Origin of the sequence: Flavobacterium branchiophilum NBRC 15030 = ATCC 35035, from assembly GCF_002217205.1 — a bacterium.
Taxonomy (GTDB): Bacteria; Bacteroidota; Bacteroidia; order Flavobacteriales; family Flavobacteriaceae; genus Flavobacterium; species Flavobacterium branchiophilum.
The window spans coordinates 1-843 of sequence record NZ_MUGT01000222.1 but is presented as its reverse complement, the minus strand read 5'-3'; the positions used below and the strand labels follow the sequence as shown (position 1 = coordinate 843).

Annotated in this window: 1 protein-coding gene; it reads right to left on the bottom strand. The window is 31.0% G+C overall.

The window, feature by feature from the left end; translation table 11 throughout:
• Nucleotides 1-247: 247 nt before the first annotated feature.
• The coding region (locus B0A58_RS16015) for a flavin reductase family protein (RefSeq protein ID WP_106408038.1) at nucleotides 248-843 on the bottom strand (596 nt) is incomplete at its 5' end.

The following is an 843-nucleotide window of genomic DNA, read 5'->3' as shown; positions in this document are numbered from 1 at the left end:
ATTTTATAAATTGCAAATTACATCTAATGAAAAATATCAAATAATATTTGCTTTTTATTCATGATTTAGTCTTTTTTTTATTAAAAAAAAATAATCGTAATTATTATATTATTTTTTTTTATTTGTAATAATTAAAAACTTCATTAAAATATACCGAAACGCTAAGTTATAGTAAGCCAAATTGTTATAAAAAATGGCTCAAATGTATTGTAACGGTAACTAAATTGTGCTTTGTACCTATCATGGGTTATTTTACTGAAATTGGTTTGTCGGGTTTTGCATAACTCCATCTTGCAATTTGTGTGGTTTTATGATAACTATCCAATCCAGAGCAAGTGATAGTGCCTAATTGTTCGATATCCAAAAATCCATCTTTTTGCAATCCTGCTTCTGGAAAATACATCTCTTTGATTTCTCCAATGATCAACTCGGTGTTGTTTATCGATAAGGTTATTTTGTCTCGCAATTCCATTGCCAGCTGCACCCTACTTTCTTGAACAAAAGGAGCAAAAAAATCGTTTTTGTATTCGGGTGTCAATCCTGTTGCATCAAATTCAGATGTATTTCTATCATATCGTGCAGCTGTTTGATGGGCTTGTTGGTGCATCTGTTCATGAATATGATTTATGGTATAACAACCCGTGTTCAAAATATTTTCAAGTGTATGCCGTTCAACGGTGTTTGGTCGAAAAACAATGCCAAACAATGGCGGATTACTGCCAATGTGTATCAACGAACTAAAAATAGCTACATTTGTTTGTTGTGCTTTGTTCTGTGTACCTATTAAACATACACTTTTAAAACCAATAATACTATTTATAAACCAATGTCGTTTAGTTAAGG